This window comes from Actinomycetospora flava (genome assembly GCF_037400335.1).
Classification (GTDB): Bacteria; Actinomycetota; Actinomycetes; order Mycobacteriales; family Pseudonocardiaceae; genus Actinomycetospora; species Actinomycetospora flava.
On sequence record NZ_JBBEGM010000016.1, the window covers coordinates 12,780 to 33,050 of the forward strand.

Consider the following 20,271-nt stretch of genomic DNA (forward strand, 5'->3'; position numbering starts at 1 on the left):
AGTTGTTGCCGCCTTATTGCAACTCCGAGTGCGTGGCGATGTCCGATGTGACCGGGATCGTCCACATACCTCAGCGACTGCTGAGATGATCAGGAGCGTGCGCTCCCTCGTCCTCGCTGTCGCTGCCCTGCTCCTCCTCGCGGGCTGCAGCACGTCGGCACCGGCCGACCCGGGCGTCCGGGTGGCGCTGCAGTTCCCGCCGCGAGCGGCCTACGCGTTCGACGCCGACGACGGCGCCCTGCTGACGAAGCTCGGGGTCGCCGAGCCCCTCGTGGGTCTCGACCCGCAGGGCAACCCCGTGCCCGGTCTCGCGACCTCGTGGGCGCGCGAGGGTGACGGCCGGAGCTGGCGCTTCGTGCTGCGCGAGGGTGTGGTGTTCCACGACGGCGCGCGGCTCGACTCCGGCGCCGTCGTCACCGCCCTGAACCACGTCCTGTCCCGCCCCACCCCGCCGCGGTCGATCGCGGACCTCGGGATGCGCGTCGAGGCCGACGGGCCCGGCGCGGTGCGGGTGAGCACCGACGCCCCCGACCCCGTCCTGCCCCTGCGCCTGAGCTCCGGCACCACCTCGGTGCTCTCGCCCGCGGCGTACGCGGCGGGCGGCCAGCCCTCGCCGCAGAACACCGGCACGGGGCCGCTGCGGATGACCGAGATCCGCGGCTCCCAGGGCGCGACGCTGCTGCGCCACGACGCCTACTGGGGCCCGCAGGCGGCGTCGTCGCAGGTCACCGTCGACTACGTGACCGAACCCCAGACCCGCGAGCTCGCCCTGCGCTCCGGTGACGTCGGCTTCGCCGAGGGCCTGCCCGAGACCTCGCGGGCGAGCCTGCAGGCCGACCCCGACGTGCGGTTCTCCGAGTACCCGTCGGCGCGCACCGTCCTGCTGCAGCTCAACGGCTCGGCGGCGCCCTTCGACGACGTGCGCGTCCGCCGGGCGGTCACGGCGGCGCTCGACCGGAACGTCCTCGCCGACCAGGTCCTCGGCGGCTCCGCCGCCCCGGCGGCCGACCTCTTCGGGCCCGCGGTGCCCTACGGCGCGACGACGCCCCCGCCGGCCGGCGACGTCGCCGCGGCACAGGCGCTGCTCGCCGAGGCGGGGTACGGCCCGCAGAACCCGCTGCGCGTGCGCCTCTGGACGTTCCCCAACCGCCCCGAGCTGCCGGTGCTCGCCTCGGCGATCGCGGCCCAGCTCGCGCCGGCCGGGATCGCCGTCGACATCACCGTCGGCGACTACGCGGCCCAGGAGCCCGAGCTGCTCGCCGGCCGCTTCGACATGTTCATCAACTCGCGCAGCTACCTCTCCGACTTCCCGGACCCCGCGGGCGTCCTGGACTCGGACTACACCTGCGACGGGTCCTACACCATCGACCGGTACTGCAACCCGGCCTTCGACGCGGCCGTCGCCGGGCTCGCCGCGATCGACGACCCGGCGCGGCGGGCTGACGTCTTCCGGTCCGCCGCGGCGACCCTGACCGCGGACGCCGTGAACGTGCCGCTCGTGCACCCGCAGAACACCGCGGCCGAGCGGGGCGTCACCGGCTTCACCCCGGACCCGCTCGACCTGCGGCCGGTGCTGCCGACGTTGGCGCCCGTGGACTGAGTGCTCGCGGTCGCCCTGCGCCGGCTGGCGTGGATCCCGCCGGTCCTTCTCGTCACGTCGGTCGCGGTGTTCGTGCTGCCGCGGCTGCTCGGCGGCGAGGTGACCCGCTCGGTGATCCGCGCCCGCAGCGCGTCCTCGACTCCGGACCCGGCGACCGAGGAGCGGCTGACCCGCGAGCTCGGGCTCGACCGGCCGGTGGTGACGCAGTACCTCGACTGGCTGGGCGGGGCACTGTGCGGCGACCTCGGCACGTCGTTCACCACCCGCTCGCCGGTCGGGTCGGAGGTCCTCGGGGCGGCCGGGGTCTCGCTGATGCTGGCCGCCTCCGCGCTCGCGGTCGCGCTCGCCGTCGGCGTCCCGCTGGGTGCGCTGGCCGCGGGGCGCCCGGACGGCGTCGCCGACCGGGCCACCCGGTGGGGCGGCGCGGTGGCCCTCGCGGTGCCGGAGTTCGTGCTGGGCCCGGTGCTCGTCCTCGCCGTCGCCGTCGGGGCCGGCTGGCTCCCGGCGCTGGGGTGGGGCAGCGCGCAGGAGGCGGTCCTGCCCGTGCTCACCCTCGCGGTCTGGCCGGCGGCGCTGGCGGCGCGGCTCGTGCGGGCCGAGACCGCCGAGGTGCTCGGGCACCCGTCGGTCCGGACCGCGCGCGCGAAAGGACTGTCGCCGCGCCGGACCCTGCTGGTGCACGTGGTGCCGCGCGCCCTGACGTCGGTCGTCGCGGGGGCGGGCCCCTTCCTCGGCGGGACGCTCGGCGGCGCCGTGGTCGTCGAGGTCGTCTTCGCCGTGCCCGGGCTCGGCCGGCTGCTCGCGGAGGCCGTCGGCGACCGCGACCTGCCGGTGATCCAGGCCGGGCTCGTGCTCGTCGTCGCGGTCGCGCTGCTCGCGGCGCTCGCCACCGAGCTCGCGCAGATGGCCGCCGACCCGAGGCTGCGACCGTGAGGCGCGCGGTCCTGGCCGGTGCCGCCGTGCTCCTGGTCGTCGTCGCCGTGATCGAGTGGCCGGCGGAGGCCGTCGACTTCGCGGACCGCCTCGCCCCGCCGTCGGCGGCGCACCTCCTGGGCACCGACCAGCTCGGGCGCGACGTGCTCGCCCGCGTCCTCGGCGGGGTGCGGTACTCGCTGGGCCTCGGGCTGCTCGCGCTCGCCGTCGCCGTGTCCGTCGGGACCGCGAGCGGGCTGGCGAGCGGCTGGTGGCCCCGGCACCCGCTGGCGCGCGGAACGCAGGCGCTGGTCGACGTGCTCGTGGCGCTGCCGGCCCTGCTCGTCGGGCTCGTGGTCGCGGCCGTGCTCGGGTCGGGCCTCGTCCCGGCGCTGCTCGCGATCGTGGTGACCGGCTGGGCGCCGTTCGCCCGGCAGGCCCACCGCCTCACGGTCGCGGTCCGCGGGGAGGAGTGGGTGCTGGCGGCCACCGCACTCGGCGCGGGACCGCGGCGGCTGCTGCGCCACCACGTGCTGCCCGCGGTGGCGTCGCCGCTGCTCGCGTCGATCGCAGCGCGGTTCGCGGGGACGGTGCTGACGCTGGCCGGGCTGTCGTTCCTGGGGCTCGGGATCCAGCCGCCGACGCCGGAGTGGGGCGCGATGCTCGCCGAGGGGCGCACCTACGTGTTCGTCGCCCCGTGGCTCGTCGTGGCGCCGGCGGCCGCCCTCGTCGCGAGCACGCTCGCGCTCGGGTGCATCGCTGCACGTCCGGGCGTCCTCACCGACCGAAGTTGAGGATCTGCGACCGCAGCGACTCCGCAAGGCGGCCCCGGAGGTTCGCGGCACCGAGGGAGGACGCGGGATCGCCCCCGCCGGCGCCTCCGACGGGGCCCGGGACCACGATGCCGTCGCGGATCGGTCGGACGCCGTCCCCGTCGTGCAGGTCGTCGCCGCCCGAGCCACGGCCTCCGGGGCCCAGGATGAACCTCGTGGGATCCGGGCTGCCGGTGCCGTCGCCGTCGCCCTCGTCGCTGCCGCCGCCTCGGCTCGGGTCCCATCCCCGCAGGTCCGGTTCCCGGCCGCCGCCGGTGTCGTCCCCGAGGCCTCCGCCGCCGTCGTTGCCCGGGCGGTTGCCGCCGGGGTCGTTCTCGGCGGCCAGCAGGATCCGCAGCGCGCGATCCCACGCGTCGCCGCCCTCCAGGCGGACCACCCCACCCGGAGAGCCGCCGGCCCCGTCGCCGTCACCGTCGTCCTCGCGCGACGAGCCCTTCTCCTTGTCCTTGTCCGGATCGGGATCGTCGCCGCCGCTGTCGTCGGTGTCCCCGCCGCTGTCGTCGTCGCCATCGTCGTCGTCGTCGCTTCCGCTGCCGGAGCCACTGCCGGTACCGCTCCCGGTGCCACTGCCCTGGCCCTGGCCGCCCCCGGAACCGGTGTCCCGGCCGCCCGCGTCGCCGTGCTGCGTGCCTCCCTGCGCCGGCTTGTCCGAGCCGAAGATCTTCTCGGCCAGCCAGGTGATCGCGTCGCCTGCCGCGCCGGCGATGGCACCGGCCGCTCCGCCCACGGCGTCGATCACGGTGCGGGCGGCCCCGCCGATCGCCCCGACCGCTCGCTCCACGCCGTCGATCGCTCCATTGATCACGTCGCGCACTGCACCCGCTGCCCCGCCGACGGCGTCCCGCACCGCGCCGGCGGCCCCGCCGACCGCCTCACGAACCGTGTTGAACGCCCCGCCGAGGACGTCGCCGACCTTGCCGGCGGCCCCGCCGAAGAGTTTGGTGATCTCGCTGAGCACCACCTGGCCGACCGCCTGCGGGTTGAACGAGGCGCCGACGGTCACGGTGCCGCCGACGACCACGGAACCGCCCGCCGTGACGCTGAAGCCGACCTTGCCCTGGGTGATCGTGACGTTGATGTCGAAGACGACGGCGACGCCGGCCAGCGCCTGGAGCCCCGCGTGGGCCTCGCCGACCTTGCCCGCGGAGGCACTGCCCTCGACCCCGATCCCGGCGACGGCGCCCAGCATCCCGCCGGCCGAGAACTCGCCGCCCTTCTCGCCGATCGCGACCGACGCGTGGCCGTCCGCGCCGGCTCCGACCACCACGACGACGCGCCCCGACAGGTCCACGGGCCCGGCGCTCGCCTGCCCGTGGGCCTCGGCGCCGACACCCGCGATTACCCGGCCGCCCGCCGAGGCGTTGAGGCCCCCGCGTCCGAGGCCCGCATCGACGCGCGCGCCCGCCTGCCACGCCGCCCAGGCGGAGGCTCCGCCCTTGACCGCGACCCCGCTGATGCGGGTGTTGCCGTCGGTGCTGACGCTCCAGCTCGCGTGCTCGGCGAGCCGGCCCGACCAGTTCACGGCGGGCACCAGGCTGCCCAGGGTCGCCCCGGCCTGCCGAACCAGTTGGTCCTTCGCGGCGGCGGCCTGGCCGGTGGTGGTGCCCCAGAAGTCGTCGGCGGCCTTCGCGGCGGCGCGACGCACGGCGTCGGGATCGCGCACGACGCTTCCCGGGGCGCCCGCCACGCCGGCGACGCTGGCCCACAGCACGCCGGACCGGACGGCAGCGTCCCTGAACTCGGCACCCGCGCGGGCGGTCGCGCTGCCCGCGTCGCCACCGCGCACGTCCGGACCCGGCCTCGTGGTCTCCCGCCCGACCTCCTGGCTCGGCGGGTGTCCGGGCAGGTGGAGGCCGCCGCTTACGGGGGTCCGCACGCCGGTCTCCGGTCCGAACCCGGGAACGCGGAGACCCCCGCCCGTGATCCTCCGGCCGGCGCCGTCGGCGGGCGTCGCGTGGGCCGCCGCCGCGCCCTGTCCGGACGACGGCTTGGTCGGGAGCACCGGCTGGAACGTCTGTCTCACCTCCGCCCCGACCGGCTCGCCTCGAGGCCGGAGATCGGGAGCGCTGTCGGGGCGCACGCCGCCGCCACTCACGGGGCTGCTCCCGGCACCAGAACCCGTTCCGGCGCCCGAGCCCGACCCAGCACCCGAGCCGGAACCGGCCTCAGCGCCGGCGCCGGACCCTGATCCGGAGTCCGTGCCCGTGCCCGTGCCGGAGCCGGCGTCTGTCCCGATACCGGAGCCGGAGCTGGCGTCGGTGCCGATGCCTGAGCCGGAGCCCGCGTCTGTTCCGGTCCCCGAGCCGGACCCGGCGTCGATGCCGGTCCCCGAGCCGGAGCCGGCGTCTGTTCCGGAGCCCGAGCCGGAGCCGGCGTCTGTTCCGGTGCCCGAGCCGGACCCGGCGTCGATGCCGGTCCCCGAGCCGGAACCTGCGCCTGTCCCTTCGCCGGACCCCCATCCGGCGTCGGTGCCGATGCCCGAACCGGAACCCGCGTCGGTGCCGCTACCCGAGCCGGAGCCTGCGTCTGTCCCGCCGCCTGACCCTGACCCGGCCTGAGCCCCGCTCCCGGAGCCCGATCCGGCGTCGGTTCCGCTGCCCGACCCCGACCCGGCGTCTGTTCCGGTGCCCGAGCCGAAACCCGCGTCTGTTCCGCTTCCTGAGCTGGCGTCGGTGCCGCTGCCGGACCCGGCGTCGGTGCCGCTACCCGAGCCGGAGCCCGCGTCTGTCCCGCCGCCTGACCCTGACCCGGCCTGAGCCCCGCTCCCGGAGCCCGATCCGGCGTCGGTTCCGCTGCCCGACCCCGACTCGGCGCCTGACCCCGACCCGGCGGTCGTGCCGATCCCCGACCCCGACCCGGCGCCTGCCTCGCCGCCGGAGCCCGCACCGTCGGCACCTTGCTGCTGCGTCGTCGCCAGGACGGGTGTCGTCCCTGGTCCGCCCGCCTGGAAGGCGGCGGTGGACACCGGCCCCTGCTGCCACGCGCCGGGCAACGAGGCGTCGGGGTCGGACGCCGGCGGTTCGCTGACCTCGGCGGACGGCGCCGGAGTGGTCACGGGACCCGCGTAGCCGTTCTCCGAGGGCGCGCCCGCGTCGGCGCTCACCGGTGCGCCGGAGTCGACCGGCTCGGGAGGAGCGTCGTCGTCGTCGACGTCGGACGCGTCGTCCCCAGCCGCGGCCGGTGGCTCGGAGATGTCCTCCTGCCCGGACTCGTCGGAGGACGTGTCGTCGGTCGTTCGAGACGTCTCCGCCTCCTCCGATTCGTCAGTCTCGGTGTCGTCGGAGCGCGAGCCGGCATCGTCAGAATCCGATGCCTCGGCATCCGACTCGCTCGAGTCACCCGAGTCGGAGCTGTCCTCGTTCGACGACGAGTCCTCCGAGGAGTCGGCGTCGGACGACGCCTCGGAGCTCCCCGAGTCACCCGATCCGCTGTCGCTCCCGCCGCTGTCGCTCCCGCCGCTGTCGCTCCCGCCGCTGTCGCCCCCACCGTCGCCCCCACCACCGTCGTCGCCCCCGGCGGCGGAGTGGACGTCCGCGCCGAACAGGAGACTCGAGCGGGAGAGCCGCTCCTCGAGACGCGCCGGGGCCCGCACGGTCGTGTCGACCGTCAGCGCGGTCAGCACGGAGAGGTCGGATGCGTCGATGCCGTACTCGGAGGCGACGTCGTCCGGCCGTGCCTGCACCGCGCGCGCGAACTCGGCATCCGTCGCCATCTTGGTGATGAGCGCGTGGAGCTGCGATTCCGTCATCGCGGTTCGCCCTTCGCGTGGTGTCCGGCAGCGATCAGCGCGACGGACCGCCGGCGACGACGGCCCCCTCCCCCTGGCCCCGGTGGGGCGGAGATGATCCTGCGGGCAGACGGAGGGCGTGTAAGCAGTAAAGGACTACTGCAGAGCGCTGAGTCCATTCGTTGGCACGGACCGTGATCCCCGAGGAGGCGCCCCGTGAGCGCGGACCCGAGTCGTTGTGCGGTTCTCGTCCCGGTCGGGCGCCACGTCGAGCCCGAGTGCGAGGCCGGGCTGCGGCGGCTGGAGGCCGCGGGCTACGCGGTGCGGCGGGTCCAGGGTTTCGCGGCGATCGACCAGGCCCGCAGCCAGATGGCCTCCGACGCCCTCGCCGACGGTTTCGACGAGCTCATGTGGATCGATGCGGACGTCGTCTTCGACGTCGCCGACGTGGAGATGCTGCGCGACAGCGGGGTCCCGGTCGTCTGCGGTGTCTATCCCAAGAAGGACACCCGGGCCCTGTCCTGCCACCTCCTGCCGGGCACGGACACCGTGCACTTCGGGCGCCACGGCGGCCTCCTCGAGATCCGCTACGCCGCGGCGGGATTCCTCCTGACCCGCCGCGAGGTGTACGACGAGATCGTCCGGCACGAGGATCTGCCCGTCTGCAACCAGCGCTTCCCGACGTCGTTGGTGCCGTACTTCCTGCCGCTGCTCGTCCCCGACGGGGCGGGCACCTGGTACCTCGGCGAGGACTTCGCCTTCTGCGAACGGGCGCGCCGGAGCGGGTTCGCGATCCACGCGGACACCCGGATCCGCCTGGGACACGTGGGTTCCTACCGCTACTACTGGGAGGACGCCGGGAGCACCCGCGAGCGGTACGCGGCCTACGACTACACGGTCTGGTCGGCGGACGGCTGAGCCGCGCCCGTCTCAGCCGAGCGGCAGCGGCGCCAGCCGGTACGCCGGCGGCTCCTGGCCGTGGAGGTGGCGGACGAAGTAGTCCCAGGTCCGGCGGAACACGTAGTGGCGGCGATGGAGGATCGAGTGGTCGCCGCCCGGGACGATGAGCATGTCCACGTCCTTGTCCGCGGTGATCAGGGCGTCGACGAGACGGTGGGTCTGCGTCACGAGCACCGTCTCGTCGAGCTCCCCGTGGATCAGCAGCAGCTTCCCCGCCAGGTTCGCCGCGAGCGCCGGGGTCGACAGGGCGCTCCGGTCGGCGTCACCGTGGTAGTGCTCCGCCCACATCTGCAGGCCGTACGTGTCGTCGTGGTTGCCGGCCACCGCGACGCCCACCCGATAGAGCTCGGGGTGGGCGACCATGCCCCGCGCCGCGGCGAACCCGCCCGCCGAGTGGCCGGTGATGCCGACGCGGTCGGTGTCGAGCCACGGGTGGCGCCGGCCCAGCTCGCGGATCACGGCGACGTGGTCGTCGAGCGAGCCGGCGTTGCCGAGGTCGCCGTAGGAGTGGTCGTGGAAGGCCTTGCTGCGCCCGGCCGTGCCCCGCCCGTCGATCGCGACGACGGCGAAGCCGAGCGCCGCCAGCGCCTCCGGCTCGCCCTGGTGCGGGGAGTCGAACGCCGGGAGCGCGCGGTGGTTCTGCGGGCCGGGATAGACGTGGTCGATCACCGGGTGGCGGCCCTGCGGGTCCCGGACGTCCAGGCCGTGCGGGCGCCAGAACAGGCCGTAGACCGGGGTGCGCCCGTCGGCGGCGGTGGCGCGGAACCGCTCGGGCGGGGTCCAGCCCTCGGCGCGCAGCGCGTCGGTGCCGGGCGCCTCGAGCTCGACCAGCACCTCGCCGTCCTCGTCGAGCACCCGCACCTGCGGCGGCAGGGCGGGGGAGGAGGCCCGGTCGACGAGGTATCCGCCGCCGGGCGGGGCGGCGGTGTCGTGGTCGAGGTCGTCGTCGGTGAGCAGCGTGAATCCGGAGCCGTCGAGGCCGATCCGCGCGATCTGCCGGACGTACGGGTCGTCTCGCTGGCCGCCCGCGAGGAACCACACCAGCCGGCGCTCCTCGTCGACCCGCAGCACGGCGCGGACCGGCCACTGCCCGGACGTGACCTGGGTGGCCTCCCCGCCGTCCGCGGAGTACAGCCACAGGTGCCCCCACCCGTCGCGCTGCGACCACCAGAGGATCTCCCCGGTGCCGAGCACGTGGGTCATCGTCGGCTCCCCGAGCTGCGGGGTGGCGTCGACGCGGGTCGCGCCGGTCTCGGTGAGCAGCGTCGTCGTCGCCCCGGTCGCGGGGTCGAGACGGCGCAGGTGCAGGGTCCTCGCGTCGCGGGACTGCCGGAGGTAGTGGACGAGGTCGCCGTCGGCCGACCACCACGCGTAGACGAACGCGGTGCCGTGCACCGCGGGCTCCGGCGGGTCCTGCCCGTCGACCTTCGTGCGGGCGGCGACGTCGAGGACGTGCCACGTCAGCGTCGGGTGCGCCTCGTCGTCGGGCATCGGGTAGGACAGCCGGTGCTCGACCGGTCGCCCGCCGCCGGGCGGCACGGACTCGACGAGCACCTGCTCGGGGAGCCCGCGCTCGTCGAGTCGGTGCACCAGGAGCCGCGTCGAGTCCGGCGACCAGACCAGGTAGACGAACGGGCCCGTCCCGAACGAGCGCAGCAGCACGGTCAGGCTCATCGAGGCGTTCGCGGCGCCGTAGGCGAGGCCGGGCTCGGCGTCGTCGGTGAGCGCGAACTCCTCGCCGCCGTCGCGCGAGCGCACCCAGATGTTGCCGTCGCGCCCGAAGGCGATCCAGCGCCCGTCGGGCGAGACGGTCTCGTTCGGCAGCGGTGGGGTCTCGTCGATGCGGGTCAGCGCCCCGTCGGCCCACCGGTACCGCTGTCCGAGCGCGGTGAACCGAATTGTGTCGTCGTCGACCTCCGGCGAGACCAGCGGGAGCGCGCCGGCCTCGACCGCCGTGCCCGTCTCCCGCGACAGCGCGGCGGCGACCCGCTCGTGGTCGAACAGCTCGGTGCGCTCGCCCTTGCCCGGGTCGACGAGCACATGGCGGCCCGCGGCGGCGTACCAGAAGCGCTCGCCGTCGCCGATCCACTGCGGCGTCACCGTGGGCACCCGGCGGGCCCGGTAGGGCGCGAGCATCTGCTCGGCGCGGGCGTAGTCGGCGTCGGTGAGGGACTCGGGGCCGGTCATGCCCCGAGTGGACACCGTGCCGTCGCGGCATGGTCAAGCACCGCGTCCCGCCACCCGCGCAGCGAGCTCACGACGGCGAGCCCGTCCGCGCGCTCGAGGTCCTCCGGACGCAGCGTGCGCTCGGTCAGCTCGCCCCGTTCGACCCGCACCGCGCGCTCGACGCCGGGCAGCGCACCGGCCGCGAGCGGCGGCGTGCACCACGTGCCGTCGAGGAGCACCGCGAGCGAGGCGACCGTCGTCTCGACGACCTCGCCGCGGGTGTTGACGAGCACGACGTCGTCGGCGCCGGGGTGGCGGGCGCGGGCGTCGTCGTAGGGCTCGCGGTGGACGACCTTGTGGTGCCGGGCCGGGTCGGCGGGGTCGATCGGCACGTCGTCGAGGGCGAGGCGCACCGGGCCGGATCGGGCCGGGGGCAGCGGTGCGAGGGTGATGTCGACGGCGCCGTCGGCGGCGAGGCGCAGGCGGACACGGGCGGGGTCGCGGCGGTCCCGCAGCACGTCGTCGAGGGCCGCGCGCCAGGAGCGCTCGTCCACCGGGATGTCGAAGTACGCCGCCGAGTCGCGCAGCCGCGCGAGGTGCCGGTCGAGGTGGCGGCACCGGCCGTCGACGAGGGCGAACGTCTCGAGCAGGCCGGCGGGCCGGGTGCGCCGCCCCAGCACGCGCGCCTTGGCCCGGAGCTCGGCGTGCTCGGCCGCGGGGTCGGAGCCCCAGGTGATGCCGCTGCCGGTACCGAAGGACGCCGCGCCGGTGCGGCGGTCGGCGACGAGGGTGCGGATGGCCACCGAGAAGCGCCCCGACGTCGGCCCCACCCAGCCGATCGCGCCGCAGTACACCCCGCGCGGCCCGCCCTCGAGGTCGGTGAGGATCTCCATGGAGCGGCGCTTCGGTGCCCCGGTGACCGAGCCGCACGGGAAGAGCGCCGCGAACGTCTCCGCCCAGCCGACGCCGGGCGCGGCGCGGGCCGTGACCCCGGACGTCAGCTGCCAGACGGTGCCGTAGCGCTCGGGGGTGCAGAGGTCGGTGACCTGCACGGTCCCGGTGGCGGCGACGCGCCCGAGGTCGTTGCGGACCAGGTCGACGATCATGACGTTCTCGGCGCGCTCCTTGGGGTCGCCCCGCAGGCGGTCCCTCACGGCGAGGTCCTCGGACGTCGTCGGCGCGCGTGTCGCCGTCCCCTTCATCGGGCGCATCCGCAGCTCGTCGCCGTCGCGCTCGACGAACAGCTCCGGGCTCGCGCTCGCGACCACCAGGTCGCCGAGGTCGAGCAGGGCGTTGAAGGCGCCGCCCTGCGCGGTGGCCATGGCGGCGTAGGTCGCGTGCGGGTCGGCGGGCGCCGGTCCGCGCAGGGTGGTGGTGAGGTTCGCCTGGTAGGTCTCGCCGGCGGCGATGCGGGCGCGGACGGCGGCGACGGCGTCCCGGTGCCCGCGGGCGTCCGCGTCGGGACGCCAGGGTCCGGTGACCGGCCACGGGTCCGGCGGGGTCACCGGCGGGACGCGCGCCGGTGCGCCGGACAGCCCGAACCACGCGAGCGGCACCCCGGCCGGCGGGTCGACGCGGGGGAGGGCGGGATCGAGGCCGGCGCCCGCCTCGTGGGCCACGAACCCGAACGCCCAGCGGCCGGCGGCGGTCGCGGTGTCGAGGCGCTCGAGCACCCCGCGGACCTCGTCGTGCGTGGCCGCGACCAGCACCTCGTCCGGCTCCGGGAACGCCAGCGCGGTCCGGGCGCGCAGGTCGTCGAAGCGGGCGGTCACGAGCCGCCAACCTACCGGCGAACCACTGCTGCATATCTGATGCAGCAACGAATCACAAGCCGTTGCCATGTGTGGTGGGTGATGCCTACTGTCGCCCGCCGTGACCCGTGTCCGGTTCGTCGCCGTCGCGCTGCTCGCGGCGGCGGGCGTCGCCGCCGCCTCCTGCTCCGCACCCACCACCGGCCCCGCGCCCGGCGCCGACCCGGCGGCGATGGTGCTCGCCGACGGCTACGAGCCCGACGACCTCAACCCGCTCATGGGCTACGGCGAGGAGGGCGCGTCGAAGATCTACGACGGGCTGATCTCCTTCGACGCCGACCGCGCCCCGCAGCCGAACCTGGCCGCGAGCGTCCCCACCGCCTCACCCGACGGGCTGTCCTGGACGGTGCCGCTGCGCCCGGGCGTCACCTTCCACGACGGCACGCCGTTCGACGCGCAGGACGTCGTCGCGACCTACACCGCGGTGCTCGACCCGTCGCGGGCGGCCACCGTGAGCTCCGGCTTCCCGATGCTGCGCGGCGTCACCGCGGTCGACGCGAGCACCGTGCGCTTCGACCTGACCTACCCGTTCCTGCTGTTCCCGGGCCGGCTGACGCTGCCGATCGTGCCCTCGGAGGCGCTGGCGACGCCCGGCCCGGCGTCGGACCTGACGCTGGGCACCCGGCCCGTCGGCACCGGGCCTTACCGGATGACCGAGTGGCGGCAGGGCTCGTCGATGATCCTCGACGCCAACGAGCGGTACCACGGCGGCGCCCCCGCGGTCCGGCGCATCACCATCGTCATGGCCGAGGACGACAACACCCGCGCCCAGCGCACCGCGACCGGCGAGTTCGACGGCACGGTGCTCCCGCCCTCGCTCGCCCGCGGCATCGCCGAGCAGGTCTCCGCGCAGGGGATGGCGCTGCGCGAGCACAGCAGCGCGGACTACCGCACGATCTCGCTGCCGTTCGCGAACCCGGTCACCGCCGACCTGACGATCCGCCAGGCGCTCAACCGCGCGGTCAACCGCCAGGGCATGATCGACGCCCTGCTCGCGGGCCAGGGCTGGCCCGCGTCGACGCCGATCCCCGAGGTGCTGCCCGAGGAGGTCGAGCCGAGCGCGCAGTTCGCCTACGACCCGGCGGCCGCGAACGCGATGCTCGACGCCGCGGGCTGGGTCCGCGGTCCGGACGGCGTGCGGGTCCGCGGCGACCTGCCGGCGCGGTTCACGCTGATGTACAACGCGAGCGACACGGTGCGCCGTGACCTCGCGCAGGCCTTCGCGTCGGACGCGCGGGCGATCGGCGTCGACGTCCGCCTCGAGGGCCTCGGGTGGGACGCGATCGACCCCCGGATGGGCACCGACGCCGTCGTCCTCGGCGGCGGCAACCCGTTCGACACCGCGTTCAAGTCGTGGCTGCTGCTGCACTCGTCGAACGCCGCCGACGGCTACAACAACCCGGGCTCGTACCGGAACGCCGAGGTCGACGCCGCCCTCGACGCCGCCCAGCGCGCGCCCGACCGCGCGAGCCGCGCCGCCGAGCTGCGCCGCTTCCAGACCGCGTACGCCGCCGACCCGGGCATGGTGTTCCTGACCTTCCTCGGCCACAGCTACCTCACCCGCGACCGCTTCGACGGCTACCAGCCCGTCGTCGAGCCCCACACGCACGGCACGACGTGGGGGCCGTGGTGGAACGTCGAGGACTGGACACCTCGCTCGTGACGGTCCTCGCTCCTGCGCGCCACCGCGGCCGCGAGGTCGCGAAGCTGGTCGCCTGGCGGCTCCTGGTGGCCGTGCCGGTGGTCGTGCTCGTGGCGATCGCGGTGTTCGTGCTGGCCGCGGTGTCGCCGTTCGACCCGATCTACCAGTACTTCGGGGCCGGCATCTTCTCCGCGTCCGGCGCCGACATCGCCAACGCCCGCGCCCAGCTCGGGCTGGACGTCCCCGTGTGGGAGCAGTTCGAGCGCTGGGTCGGCGGCCTGCTCTCGGGCGATCTCGGGCAGAGCCTGTCGTTCCGCCAGCCCGTGGCCACGGTGATCGCGCAGCGGCTGCCGTGGACGCTGCTGCTGGTGTCGGTCGGCCTGCTGGTCAGCGTGGTGCTGTCGCTGACCGCGGCGGTGGTCGCGGCGTGGCGCCAGGGCGGCTGGGTCGACCGGGCGATCACCGCACTCGGCCACACCCTGGAGGGCCTGCCGCCGTTCGTCCTCGCGCTCGCCGCGATCGCGGTGTTCGCCGTCGCGTGGCCGGTGCTGCCGGTCGCCGGGCTGACCGACGCGGGCGCGCCGGTGTCGTTCGACCAGGTCGCGCGGCACATCGTCCTGCCGGCGATGGTGCTCGGGCTGTCGCAGACGCCGTGGCTGGTGCTGCACGCGCGCTCGTCGCTGATCTCCGCACTCGACGAGGACCACGTGCTCGGCGCCCGGGCGCGCGGCCTGCCCGAGCGGGTCGTCGTCCTGCGCCACGCCCTGCCGACCGCGCTGCTGCCGTTCGTCACCGTGCTCGGCAACCGGCTGCCCGAGCTCGTGACGGGCGCGGTGCTGGTGGAGACGGTGTTCTCGTGGCCGGGGATCGCCGCGGCGATCGTCACCGCGGCGCTCGCCGTCGACTTCCCGCTGCTCGCGGCCCTGACCCTGCTGACCACCGTCGCGGTGCTCGCCGGCGCGCTGATCGCCGACGTGGCTGTGCTGCTCCTGGACCCGAGGGTGAGCGCGGATGGTTGAGCTGGACACCCGACCGAGGAGCGACAGTCCGTGGCGCTCGGCCGGCCGCCGTCGCCCCGGCTCGGTCCGCGGGACGCGCTCGCTCTGGCGGGGCCGCGCGCGGCTGGTCTGGGGCGTCGGGGGACTCGTCGCCCTGACCCTCGCCGCGGTGCTGATCCCCTGGATCGGCGGCCTCGACGAGGGCGTCATCGACTACACGGCGGTCCGGCAGCCGCCCTCGCTCGCGCACCCGTTCGGCACCGACGGCGTCGGGCGCGACGTCGCCCTGCGCGCGTTCAAGGGCCTCGGCATCTCGCTGCTCGTCGCGGCGTCGTGCGCGGTGATCGCGACGGTGATCGGCACCCTGTTCGGGGCGGCGTCCGGGCTGCTCGGGGGCTGGATCGACCGCGTGCTCATGCGCTTCGTCGACGGGGTCAACGCCGTCCCGCACCTCATGCTCGGCATCGTCATCGTCGCGCTCTACCGGGGCAGCGTGCTCGCGGTGATCGCCTCGATCGGCCTGACGCACTGGACGACGGTGGCCCGGGTCGTGCGCTCCGAGGTGCTGTCGCTGCGGGAGCGGCCGTTCGTCGACGCGGCCGTGAGCGGCGGGGCGTCGCGGTGGCGCGTGCTGCGCCGCCACCTGCTGCCCGCCGTGGTGCCGCCCGCGGTGCTCTCGGCGGTGCTGATCCTGCCGCACGCCGTGTGGCACGAGACCGCGCTGAGCTTCCTCGGGCTCGGCCTGCCGCCCCACCTGGCCAGCATCGGCAACATCCTCGCCGAGGGCCGCCAGGCCGTCCTGCTCGGGAGCTGGTGGATCGTGGTGTTCCCCTCGGCGCTGCTCGCGGCGACGACGCTCGCCGTGGCGGGGATCGCGGCGTGGTGGCGCGACCGCACGCTGCCGCGGCGACGCTCGGAGCTGGCGCTGTGACCGACCTGGAGGTCCGCGGCCTCGACGTGCGCTTCCGGCTCGGGCGCCGCTCACCGCGCTACGTGCGGGCGGTCAGCGACGTCGACCTGGACCTGCGGCCCGGGCGCCTGCTCGCACTGGTGGGGGAGTCGGGGTGCGGGAAGTCGGTGCTCACCGAGGCGCTGACGGGGCTGCTGCCGTCGACCGCGGAGGTGCGCGGCAGCGCCCACGTCGTGAGACGGAGCGGAGCGGAGCTCGACCCGGCGATCGGCGACCTCGACCTCCTCGACGCCGACGAGCGGACCCTGCGCGAGCGGGTGCGGGGGCGGCTGATCGGGCTGGTCGGGCAGTCGGCGGGCAGCTACCTCACGCCGACGCGGACGGTCGGCGCGCAGCTGCGGGAGACCGTGCAGCACCTGGGCTCCGGGGTCGACGTCGGCGAGCTCGCCGAGCGCGTGCAGCTGCCGACGGCGGCGCTCGACCTCTACCCCCACGAGCTCTCGGGCGGCACCGCGCAGCGCGTCGGGCTGGCCGCGGCGCTCGCCGGCGACCCGCCGGTGCTGCTCGCCGACGAGCCGACCGCGGGCCTCGACCGCCCGCTCGTCGACCACACGATGGACCTGCTCGCCGCGACCGCCCACGAGGGCCGCGCGGTCCTCGTCATCACCCACGACCTGCGCGCCGCCCGCCGGGCCGCCGACGACCTCGCGGTGATGTACGCGTCGCGGCTGCTGGAGACCGGCCCGGTCGCCGACGTGCTCGCCGACCCGTGGCACTCCTACACCGCGGGCCTGCTCGCCGCGCTGCCCGGGGAGGGCTTCACCCCGATCCCGGGCCACCCGCCCGAGCTCTCGGCGCTCCCGGACGGCTGCCCGTTCCGCCCGCGCAGCCCCGCGCACGCGCAGACCTGCACCGACGACCCGCGGCTGGTGGCGTTCGGGGACCGCGCCGTGGGGTGTGTGGCGTCGTGAGCCTCGACGGGCGCACGCTGACCGGCGGCTGGCGCCGCGGGCACGCCGTGGTGCGCGACCTCGACATCACCGTGCCGCGCGGGCGGGTCGTCGGCGTCGCGGGCCCGAGCGGCTGCGGCAAGTCGACCCTCGTGCGGATGCTCGCCCTGCTGCACCAGCCGTGGTCCGGGCACGTCGCGGTCGACGGCGCGACGACGCCGCGGGTGCGGTTCGGCGCGCCGGCGTCACTGCGCCGGCGCCTCGGCGTCGTCTTCCAGCAGCCGCGCGCCGCCGCGGACCCGCGCCTGACGCTCGACGAGCTGGTCGTCGAGCCGCTGCGCGCCGCCGGCGAGCGCGACGCGGGCGTCCTGCGCGACCGCACCGACGACCTCGCCGAGCGCGTCGGGCTCACCCGCGAGCTGCGGAGCCGCCGCCCGCACGAGGTCTCCGACGGGCAGCTCCAGCGCGCCTGCGTGGCCCGGGCGCTGGCCCCCCGTCCGGCGTACCTGCTCTGCGACGAGATGACCGCGATGCTCGACGCGTCCACCACGGCGGCCCTGGTGTCGGTGATCGGCCGGGAGGTCGAGCGGGGGCTCGGCGTGCTGACCGTCAGCCACGACGAGCCGCTGCTGGCGGCGTGGTCCGACGAGGTCGTGCGCCCATGGCACTGGTGATCGCGGTCGCCAGCAGCTCGTCGAGCCCGATGCCGCCGGCCCGCGCCATCACCGCGAGCACGCTCGCCGGCGAGAACGAGCAGTAGAGGCTCGCCTCGAGGAACACCGGGCGTCCCGCGGGGTCGATGCGCAGGTCGAACAGCGAGTAGTCGCGGCAGCCGAGCGCGCGATGGGCGCGCCGCGCCACCTCCCACACCCGCTCGGTCAGCGGGTCGTCCCGGTCGACGATCACGACGTCCGGGTTGTCCTTGGCCACCAGCGTCAGGCCGCCGTCGCCGGGCGCGAGCTTGTCGGCGTATCCGCGCACGGGGTGGGTGGCGTCGTCGAGCAGGTACTCCTCGAGCGGCAGCCCGACGAGCTCGCTGCCGGATGTGGTGGCCCGCTCGATCAGCCCGCAGCGCACCTCGCGGCCGAGCGGCACGAACTCCTCGACGATCACGCGCCCGGCGTGGGCGAAGGCCGCCTCGAGGGCGGCGTCGAACTCCGCGGCCTCCCGCACCAGCGTCACGCCGAGCGAGTTGTCGGCGTCCTCCGGCTTCACGACGGCGGGCGGCGACACGGTCGGCCGCTCCCCGGGACGCAGCACCTCGCCGGCCGGGACGTCGACCCCGGCCGCCGCGACCATCGCCTTCGCCGCGGCCTTGCGCGCGCCGATCGCCATGACCTCGCCGGTGTTGCCCACGACGGGCACGCCGAGGACGTCGAACAGCGAGCGGTAGGACGTCATGCCGGGCAGGCAGAACATCTGCGGGAGCACCACGTCGAGCCCGAGCCGGCCGAGGTGGGCCAGGGCGTCCGGGGGGTCGAGCGCCGGCGCGGCGGCGATGACGTCGGGGTCGAACGACGCCGGGAAGCGCCAGCGCCCGTCGGGGGAGACGTGGGCCGGGTGGGACTCGTAGGCATCGCCCATCGCGGCGAGGCAGCCGCGGGCGTAGGTCAGCGAGAGGTCGGCGTGGAAGTCGCTCACCGCCGATCCGGCGAGGTGCAGGACGCGCAGCATCAGTCGCCCGCCGGCTCGACGAGCTTGCCGATGTTGACGTCGACGCGGATCCAGGGCCGTCCGGTGACCAGGCTGCGCAGCAGCAGCGACGGGATCTGCAGGTGGTGCAGCAGCAGGAACGGCAGCGGGTCGTCGCGGTCGAAGACGGCGTCGGTGCCGTCGCGCAGCACCCGCAGGCGCTCGGGGACCGTCGACGGCCGCGAGACCATCCGCCACAGCTCCTGGTACAGCCAGTACGTCGGGCGGCTGTCGGCGCTCGGCGTCAGCGGGGGTCCGTCGACGTCGTCGAGGTAGGCGCGGGCGAGGGCGGCACCGTCGCGGTGGAACATCGTGATCGCCGAGTGCGTGCGCGGGTTGCACTCGAGCGCGACGAGACGGCCGTCCTCGGTCTCGATGAAGTCGAACGACACCTGCCCCGTCACGCGCAGCGCGCCGACGAACCGGCGCACCCACTCCTCGATCTCCGGCTTGTCGACCATCGCGTAGTTGAGCTGGAACGCCGACGACTCGCAGCAGGCCCAGACCTGCACGCGCCCGTTCCGCACGGTCGCGTGCGTGCAGTACTCCTGGCCCGGCACCAGCTCCTGGAGGATCCACGGGGCGTCGTCCGACATCGGCTTCGCGCGGGCGAGCTCGGCGGTGGCCGTGGCGGTCGGCCGGGGCAGCGTCGTGAGATCGAGGCGCGCGACCGGGTCGTACGGGACGCTCTTGAGGATCCACGGCCCGGGGTGCGCGTCGAAGTCGAACTCCTCGACCTGCTGCGGGGCCGTGACGCGGTGGGTGTCGGGCACCGGCAGCCCGAGCGTGTCCGCGGCCTCGGCGAAGCGGTCCTTGTCGTCGAGGAGGCGAAGCACCTGCGGATCGGGGTGCAGGACCTCGCAGAACTCGGCGATCACCGGCTTGGCCAGCGCGTCGTACCGGCTCGCGGCGGGGCTGCACACCGGCACCCACACGTCGACGCCCTCGGCGACGACCACGTCGCGCAGCGCCTCGACGTAACCCGGCGCACCCGGCTCGGGGACGACGTGGAACGCGGCGACGGCGCGGGAGAACCGGTGCCCGGTGAGGCGGTACTTCGCCGACTCGACCAGCACCACGCGGTGCCCGGCGGCGTGGAACGCCCGCGCGAGTGCGAGCGCCTTGGTCATCTTGCCGCCGCTGACGAGGACGGTGCGGGGCTCGTCGGCCTCCGTCCGGGACGGCCGCACCAGCAGCGAGCGCACCAGCGCCGCCGCCGTCACCGCGAGCGTCGCCGGCAGCGGGACGGTGAGCAGGGCGAGCGCGCCGAGGGTCTTGAGGCGGTTCGTGATCACGGAGCCGTGACCATCCCGCGGTGCATCACCCGGCCGCCCGACACGGCGCCGTGGTCGGCGCGGTGCAGGACGCAGCCGTTGTCCCAGATGACGACGTCACCCGGCGACCAGGCGTGGCGGAACGTGTTGTCCTCGGTGGTCGAGTGGTCGTAGAGGTAGCCGATCGTCTGCCGCGACGCCCCGCGGTCCATGCCGCTGATCTCCACGCAGCGCTCCGGGGTCGAGAGGTACAGCGACGTGCGGCCGGACACCGGGTGGCGGCGGAACACCGGGTGCTCCGCGCTGGTCTCGGGGCCCGCGTCCTCGGGCGCCAGCCCGCTGACCACGTGCGTGACCGTGCGGCCGGCGAGGTGGCTGCGGATGTCGCCGGGCAGCGTCTCGTAGGCGCGGTACTCGTTGGTGAACAGCGTCTCGCCGCCCGACTCCGGGATCGTCACCGCCCGCAGCGCCGTGTACGTCGGCGGGTGGGCGACGTAGCTGGTGTCGACGTGGAACACGCTGCGCGGCGGCGTCGTGCGCCCGACGTTGCTGACGACGTTGAGGTCGTCCCGGCCCTCGACCGGGGTCTCGCCGGTGGTGAAGGTGATCTCGCCGAAGCGGGCGAGGAACGCCGCGAAGCCGTCGTCGTCGAGGCCGTCCTGGCCGGGGATGACGGCGACGCCGTGCTCGCCGAGCAGCGCGCGGAGCTCGGTGACCTGGTCGTCGTCGAGGCCGTCCCGGAGATCGAGGCCGGTTACCTCGACACCGATCGGGGTCTGCGGGGTCGTGTGCACTC

15 protein-coding genes are annotated in these 20,271 nt (G+C 75.5%); 9 read left to right on the top strand and 6 right to left on the bottom strand.

The window, feature by feature from the left end; genetic code table 11:
* Window positions 1–97 precede the first annotated feature (97 nt).
* From WCD58_RS28815 to WCD58_RS28825, 3 genes are read left to right on the top strand one after another with little or no spacing between them, the layout of a single operon-like run.
* Complete coding sequence (locus tag WCD58_RS28815; RefSeq protein WP_337706567.1) at window positions 98–1,600, top strand: ABC transporter substrate-binding protein; 1,503 nt, start codon at window positions 98–100, stop codon at window positions 1,598–1,600.
* Complete coding sequence (locus tag WCD58_RS28820; protein WP_337706568.1) at window positions 1,601–2,533, top strand: ABC transporter permease; 933 nt, start codon at window positions 1,601–1,603, stop codon at window positions 2,531–2,533.
* Window positions 2,530–3,306 carry an ABC transporter permease gene (locus WCD58_RS28825; RefSeq protein WP_337706569.1) on the top strand — a complete coding sequence of 259 codons (777 nt, stop codon included), beginning with the start codon at window positions 2,530–2,532 and terminating at the stop codon, window positions 3,304–3,306. Before WCD58_RS28820 ends, WCD58_RS28825 begins: the two co-directional genes overlap by 4 nt.
* On the opposite strand, the gene WCD58_RS28830 is transcribed toward WCD58_RS28825, so the two are convergent.
* Window positions 3,290–5,368 (bottom strand): hypothetical protein, encoded by a 2,079-nt coding sequence (locus WCD58_RS28830; RefSeq protein ID WP_337706570.1) that lies wholly within the window; start codon window positions 5,366–5,368, stop codon window positions 3,290–3,292. The two genes, WCD58_RS28825 and WCD58_RS28830, sit on opposite strands and share 17 nt — an antisense overlap.
* A 1,920-nt stretch (window positions 5,369–7,288) precedes the next feature.
* On the opposite strand from WCD58_RS28830, the gene WCD58_RS28835 reads away from it, so the two are divergent.
* On the top strand, window positions 7,289–7,990 hold the full coding sequence (locus WCD58_RS28835) for a hypothetical protein (RefSeq protein WP_337706571.1): 702 nt from the start codon (window positions 7,289–7,291) through the stop codon (window positions 7,988–7,990).
* A gap of 12 nt (window positions 7,991–8,002) precedes the next feature.
* Here the strand turns inward: WCD58_RS28835 and WCD58_RS28840 are convergent, their stop codons facing one another.
* Complete coding sequence (locus WCD58_RS28840; RefSeq protein WP_337706572.1) at window positions 8,003–10,219, bottom strand: S9 family peptidase; 2,217 nt, start codon at window positions 10,217–10,219, stop codon at window positions 8,003–8,005.
* Window positions 10,216–11,970 carry a chorismate-binding protein gene (locus WCD58_RS28845; RefSeq protein WP_337706573.1) on the bottom strand — a complete coding sequence of 585 codons (1,755 nt, stop codon included), beginning with the start codon at window positions 11,968–11,970 and terminating at the stop codon, window positions 10,216–10,218. The genes WCD58_RS28840 and WCD58_RS28845 overlap by 4 nt, the downstream gene beginning before the upstream one ends.
* Window positions 11,971–12,070: 100 nt before the next feature.
* Here WCD58_RS28845 and WCD58_RS28850 point away from each other — a divergent pair, with 100 nt between their 5' ends.
* The 5 genes from WCD58_RS28850 to WCD58_RS28870 are packed head-to-tail and all read left to right on the top strand — an operon-like array spanning window position 12,071 to window position 17,183.
* Window positions 12,071–13,672, top strand: coding sequence for an ABC transporter substrate-binding protein (locus WCD58_RS28850; protein ID WP_337706574.1), 1,602 nt, complete (start codon window positions 12,071–12,073; stop codon window positions 13,670–13,672).
* A complete protein-coding gene (locus tag WCD58_RS28855) occupies window positions 13,669–14,670 on the top strand; it encodes an ABC transporter permease (protein ID WP_337706575.1) in 1,002 nt (333 codons plus the stop codon). The genes WCD58_RS28850 and WCD58_RS28855 overlap by 4 nt, the downstream gene beginning before the upstream one ends.
* Complete coding sequence (locus WCD58_RS28860) at window positions 14,663–15,580, top strand: ABC transporter permease (protein WP_337706576.1); 918 nt, start codon at window positions 14,663–14,665, stop codon at window positions 15,578–15,580. Before WCD58_RS28855 ends, WCD58_RS28860 begins: the two co-directional genes overlap by 8 nt.
* A complete protein-coding gene (locus tag WCD58_RS28865; protein ID WP_337706577.1) occupies window positions 15,577–16,530 on the top strand; it encodes an oligopeptide/dipeptide ABC transporter ATP-binding protein in 954 nt (317 codons plus the stop codon). The genes WCD58_RS28860 and WCD58_RS28865 overlap by 4 nt, the downstream gene beginning before the upstream one ends.
* Window positions 16,527–17,183, top strand: coding sequence for an ABC transporter ATP-binding protein (locus tag WCD58_RS28870; protein ID WP_337706578.1), 657 nt, complete (start codon window positions 16,527–16,529; stop codon window positions 17,181–17,183). The genes WCD58_RS28865 and WCD58_RS28870 overlap by 4 nt, the downstream gene beginning before the upstream one ends.
* On the opposite strand, the gene WCD58_RS28875 is transcribed toward WCD58_RS28870, so the two are convergent.
* The 3 genes from WCD58_RS28875 to WCD58_RS28885 are packed head-to-tail and all read right to left on the bottom strand — an operon-like array spanning window position 17,119 to window position 20,269.
* Window positions 17,119–18,183, bottom strand: coding sequence for a D-alanine--D-alanine ligase family protein (locus tag WCD58_RS28875; protein ID WP_337706579.1), 1,065 nt, complete (start codon window positions 18,181–18,183; stop codon window positions 17,119–17,121). The genes WCD58_RS28870 and WCD58_RS28875 overlap by 65 nt on opposite strands.
* Window positions 18,183–19,496, bottom strand: a complete 1,314-nt coding sequence (locus WCD58_RS28880) for an ATP-grasp domain-containing protein (RefSeq protein ID WP_337706580.1) — start codon at window positions 19,494–19,496, stop codon at window positions 18,183–18,185. Before WCD58_RS28880 ends, WCD58_RS28875 begins: the two co-directional genes overlap by 1 nt.
* Window positions 19,493–20,269, bottom strand: coding sequence for a TauD/TfdA dioxygenase family protein (locus tag WCD58_RS28885; protein WP_337706581.1), 777 nt, complete (start codon window positions 20,267–20,269; stop codon window positions 19,493–19,495). The genes WCD58_RS28880 and WCD58_RS28885 overlap by 4 nt, the downstream gene beginning before the upstream one ends.
* Window positions 20,270–20,271 lie beyond the last annotated feature (2 nt).

What these genes read in the sequence shown, in the direction of transcription:
- WCD58_RS28875 (WP_337706579.1), bottom strand. Translation starts at nt 18,183, where the DNA reads ATGCTGCGCGTCCTGCACCTCGCCGGATCGGCGGTGAGCGACTTCCAC.
- WCD58_RS28860 (WP_337706576.1), top strand. Translation starts at nt 14,663, where the DNA reads ATGGTTGAGCTGGACACCCGACCGAGGAGCGACAGTCCGTGGCGCTCG.
- WCD58_RS28840 (WP_337706572.1), bottom strand. Translation starts at nt 10,219, where the DNA reads ATGACCGGCCCCGAGTCCCTCACCGACGCCGACTACGCCCGCGCCGAG.